Annotated in this window: 5 protein-coding genes; 3 read left to right on the top strand and 2 right to left on the bottom strand. The window is 38.4% G+C overall.

Annotated elements, in window-relative coordinates:
- A partial coding sequence (locus B4C08_RS08105; protein ID WP_349675600.1) for an NERD domain-containing protein occupies window positions 1-719 on the top strand: 719 nt, incomplete at its 5' end.
- A 51-nt stretch (window positions 720-770) separates the two neighbouring features.
- On the opposite strand, the gene B4C08_RS08100 is transcribed toward B4C08_RS08105, so the two are convergent.
- Entirely contained in the window at window positions 771-953 is a 183-nt protein-coding gene (locus B4C08_RS08100; RefSeq protein WP_296664322.1) for a hypothetical protein, read from the bottom strand.
- 94 nt (window positions 954-1047) lie between these two features.
- On the opposite strand from B4C08_RS08100, the gene B4C08_RS08095 reads away from it, so the two are divergent.
- Together B4C08_RS08095 and B4C08_RS08090 are read left to right on the top strand one after the other, a co-directional pair.
- The gene (locus tag B4C08_RS08095; protein ID WP_296664321.1) at window positions 1048-2826 is read left to right on the top strand and encodes a hypothetical protein; all 1779 of its coding nucleotides are present in this window, start codon (window positions 1048-1050) and stop codon (window positions 2824-2826) included.
- Window positions 2827-2848: 22 nt separating this feature from the next.
- A complete protein-coding gene (locus B4C08_RS08090) occupies window positions 2849-3289 on the top strand; it encodes a hypothetical protein (protein WP_296664320.1) in 441 nt (146 codons plus the stop codon).
- Window positions 3290-3507: 218 nt separating this feature from the next.
- Here the strand turns inward: B4C08_RS08090 and B4C08_RS08085 are convergent.
- Window positions 3508-3920, bottom strand: a 413-nt coding sequence (locus tag B4C08_RS08085) for a ClbS/DfsB family four-helix bundle protein (RefSeq protein WP_296664319.1), incomplete at its 5' end; no start/stop codon positions are given.

The following is a 3920-nucleotide window of genomic DNA, read 5'->3' as shown; positions in this document are numbered from 1 at the left end:
TTGCATTTTTCATTTTTCTTGCTAAAAACCGTGCAAAAATAAAAGGCAGAATCGGAGAAATCAGCGTTGCAAGCCGTCTGAATTTGCTGAATCACAATGACTACAAAATCTTGAACAATGTTATTCTTCAGACTAAAAACGGCGGAACAGTTCAGATAGACCATATTATTGTTTCGGTTTACGGAATTTTCGTGATTGAGACGAAAAACTACAAAGGCTGGATTTTCGGAAATGAAAACGCCGAAAACTGGATGCAAGTCATCTACAAAGAAAAAAATCAGTTCAGAAATCCCATAAAGCAAAACTGGGCTCACGTTTACGCGCTGAAAAATTTGCTTGCCGATTTTCCAAACGCGAAGTTTATGCCGATTGTCGTTTTTACAGGAAGCGGAATCCTAAAGGAAATATCCGCAAGCAGCATTGTTGTTTATGACACAAGACTTTTGCGGGCGATAAAAAATGAATCAAGGGAAGAAAATCTTTCGCCGAAAGAAGTTTATGATATTATTCAGGTGATTGAATCACACAACATTCAGGACAGAAAAAACGAAAAGCAGCACGTTGAAAACATTCACAAAACCGTAACAGAAAATCGCTTGAAAGCGAAAAATCAAATTTGCCCAAAATGTGGCAATGAACTGAAACTCCGAAACGGAAAATACGGAAAATTTTACGGCTGCTCAAACTATCCGTACTGCAAATTTACAATGAAGTTTTAGTGCATTTTGAAAAAATGTATACAGTACGCAATGTGTCGATTTTTTTCCCTACTATTCAACCCACTGAATAAACGCTGTTTTGTAGGTGCTGTTGTAGCCGTCGCACTCGTAGAAGTTTTTAGTGGATTCTCTTTTTGAGCCAGTCAGGAGCATCATTTTGGGCTTTGGCGATTTGATTTGCATATAAGAAACGCTTCTTGTGAATTTTTCACAATTTTTTATGTAAAATTTCATAATCTTTCTTGTAGGGTTTCATGCAAAAATTTCCTTTTCTCAGCATATAATTTCACTACTGATATAAGTCATGCTGAAAAATGGAGGCAAAATAATGAGTGTAAATCAAAGTGCATTGTCGGTTCTGCAACAGTCGGTTACAGCATCAAATGCAGAGGCAGGTGCGAAGTCGGCTCTGGCAACCTGGAAAGGAATGTGCGTTAGTTGGGAGCAGGAAACGGCTGATGCAGTGGGAAAGGCTTCGGCAAACTATGCAATAAAATGGAACAATGCGGTAATGCCCGAAATCGATGCGAAAATTCAAAAATTTCAGGCTGAATATGATGAAAAAAAATCCCAGTATGATGCTGTTAAAGACCAGTATGACGCTGCGGAACAGGCAGTCAGTGATGCTCAAAGAGATATGGATGCCTGCATGGATTATGAGGATAATGAGTGGCATGGAAGTGGCATGTTTAATGGTATGCAAACTGCTGGCGGAAAAGGTGCTGGTCCTCGCCAAAAAATTATTGTAGACCGACTAGGTTATAATGAAGCAAAAAAGCGTGAGGCTATGGCAAAAGCAGAATTAAACCGCTATAAAGGGCAGGTTGACAATTGGAAGAGACAAATGAATGCGGCTGAATCCTGCTTAGAAAAGGCGGAAAACGAAAAAGAAGTCCTTGCAAATAAAATCGAAGATTTCATTCTTGATGTTTACGAACTTAATCTCATGAACGAAAGCGTTGAATTCTTGAGCACAATCAAAAATTCCCAGATAACATTGTCGCAGGGTACAAAAGACGAGCTTTTCTCAAGGCTTTTCTTCATTCAGAACGCCTACAGAAAACAATTTGAAAAATTCGAGGAACTTATAAAGAAAGAAGGCAAAACTTATGAAAAGCAACAGTTTGTAAAAACACCTAAAAGCATTTTGTATTCAGCCGCACGCAAAATCAAGGCGAAAAAAATCAAGGGAAGGATTGTCACTGCTTTGACTTCAAATGATATATATTCCGCAAAACTATCTTATTCAGCAAAGAGCGAATTTATTGTTCCGAAAAAGAAGGTGGAAACAGCAACACAAAAAATACAGGCTCTCTGCAAGAATTTTGTGCTTGGTATAGACCGGAAGAATTTTAAAATAGAAATGAACAAAAATTATGAAAACGATGAAATTGCATCAAATCTTGAGCAGTTTGGTTCACAGTTTGAAGAATATTGCTCCGAATATACAACCTTGCTCGACGAATTCCATGCAAATAGAGCTTCAAACAGCAAAGTCAAGATTCTGATTGGGAAAATCGGGAACTGGCATCTGAACCACTGGCCTAAACTTTGGTATAAAATTGTTTCTATTCTGTCTGCTGTTCTTGTTGCAGCAGTGCTTGGTTTTGGAATTTTTATAGGAATTGATACGGTAAAACGAAATGACAAATACAAAAAATCATTTGTCGAATGGACTGTTACTAACAATAATGAAACGAATGAATTCTCTTCGGCAAGTAAAAACTTCAAACTTGAAGAATCATTAATGAGGCATGTTTATATGTATGCCATAGCAGAAAACGAAGTTCAGGACAAAATTCAATCTTGTAAAACGAGAATTGAATCAAATCCTGATAGATGCCTTCCATTCTCTGACGAACTTAACGTCTGGCTCAAGGAAAATCTTTCGGGCTGCCTTGCCGTAGGAAAAACAACAGTGGTTTTTCTTAGCATCGACGATTATACTGGCGAAATTACAAAGCGAACTGGAAAGCGAAATTCGCATCATAGATACTATGGTGTTTTTGAGATTGCGACTGCGGATGACGGCTCTATAGTCTCAATTACTGATTTAACTGGTTTAGGATTATATGAACAATATAAGTATAACATGCATAAAATGTAAATAATATGACAGGAGGTTTTTTATGTCAGAAAACAATTATGGATATTGCAATTACTGTGGAGAATACAGACCGCTAAAATGGAATGGCGGATACTGCTCAAAAAAATGCTATTGCGAATCAGGACAGCAGGAACAGGACGCAATTGATGAAGAACGTTATCAGTTAATGTGGTATTACAGGGATGATGTGGGCGCATTCATATTCCGCTCGATAGTAATGTCCATCGGCTGGATGATTTATTATCTGATTGTGGCAAAAGTCTGCATGAAGTTCAATCTCGTGGGATTGGCAAGATTCCTTGGGATTTTTCAATTTCCATCGAATGTAATAATTCCTGTGGTTCTTGCCATTGTACAAAATATCATAGTACGAGGCAAAGGAAAAAGTTTCCGCTGGTTCATTCAGTTTGGAATTCCGATAGTGCTTTCAATAGCTATTATCATCTACATGAAACTCCAATAGGTTTAATTCAACGGCCGTAAGTTTTTCTTGCGGTCGTTTTTTTATATTCAAACTGACATATATTAAAATTGAACAACTTACAGAATGCATAAAAAGGGCAACTTCTAGCTTGAAAAAATCATTTTTAATCAACTCAAAACATAAGCAAAAAGCCTGTGAAAGGAAATCTCCCAAAAGTACTTTTTATGTCATTATCGGACTTGTCTTGATAATCCATCTCACTTCCCCGTGGCAATCTTTCTGTGCGCCTTCAGTTTCTTAATTGCCCAGTCGTAGTGGCTGCTGGTTGTGCTGATAAAATATGCGCCGAGGTTCGTTGTTCCTGTCCAGGCGAAATGCTTTTTTGCAAAAAGCTCCTCGTCGGAAAAGGATTCCGCAAGTTCCATCAGTTTTTTGTGTGATTCGGCAAAGTCGGCAAGGGCTTTTTCCGTCGTAATATTCTGGCAGTTCTTCCAGATTGCGCGGTTCATGTCGCCGTAGTTTTTCCAGTTGTACGGTTCGGGCAAAAACTGGTACACAATCGCAGGCTTTTTGTTTTCGGATTTTTCGCCGCTTCCGCCTTTCATATTTTCTGCTACAAATTTCAGAAGCAGCTTGTGCCATTCAACAAGGTGGCAAATCACATCGCGCA

Origin of the sequence: Treponema sp. UBA753 (assembly GCF_002297325.1) — a bacterium.
Classification (GTDB): Bacteria; Spirochaetota; Spirochaetia; order Treponematales; family Treponemataceae; genus Treponema_D.
Note: the sequence above shows the minus strand (reverse complement) of the source record. Positions and strands in the feature narration are given on the sequence as shown.

Bases quoted from the DNA above. Each gene is read 5' to 3' on its own strand.
- B4C08_RS08100 (WP_296664322.1), bottom strand. From the start codon at position 953: ATGAAATTTTACATAAAAAATTGTGAAAAATTCACAAGAAGCGTTTCT.
- B4C08_RS08090 (WP_296664320.1), top strand. From the start codon at position 2,849: ATGTCAGAAAACAATTATGGATATTGCAATTACTGTGGAGAATACAGA.
- B4C08_RS08095 (WP_296664321.1), top strand. From the start codon at position 1,048: ATGAGTGTAAATCAAAGTGCATTGTCGGTTCTGCAACAGTCGGTTACA.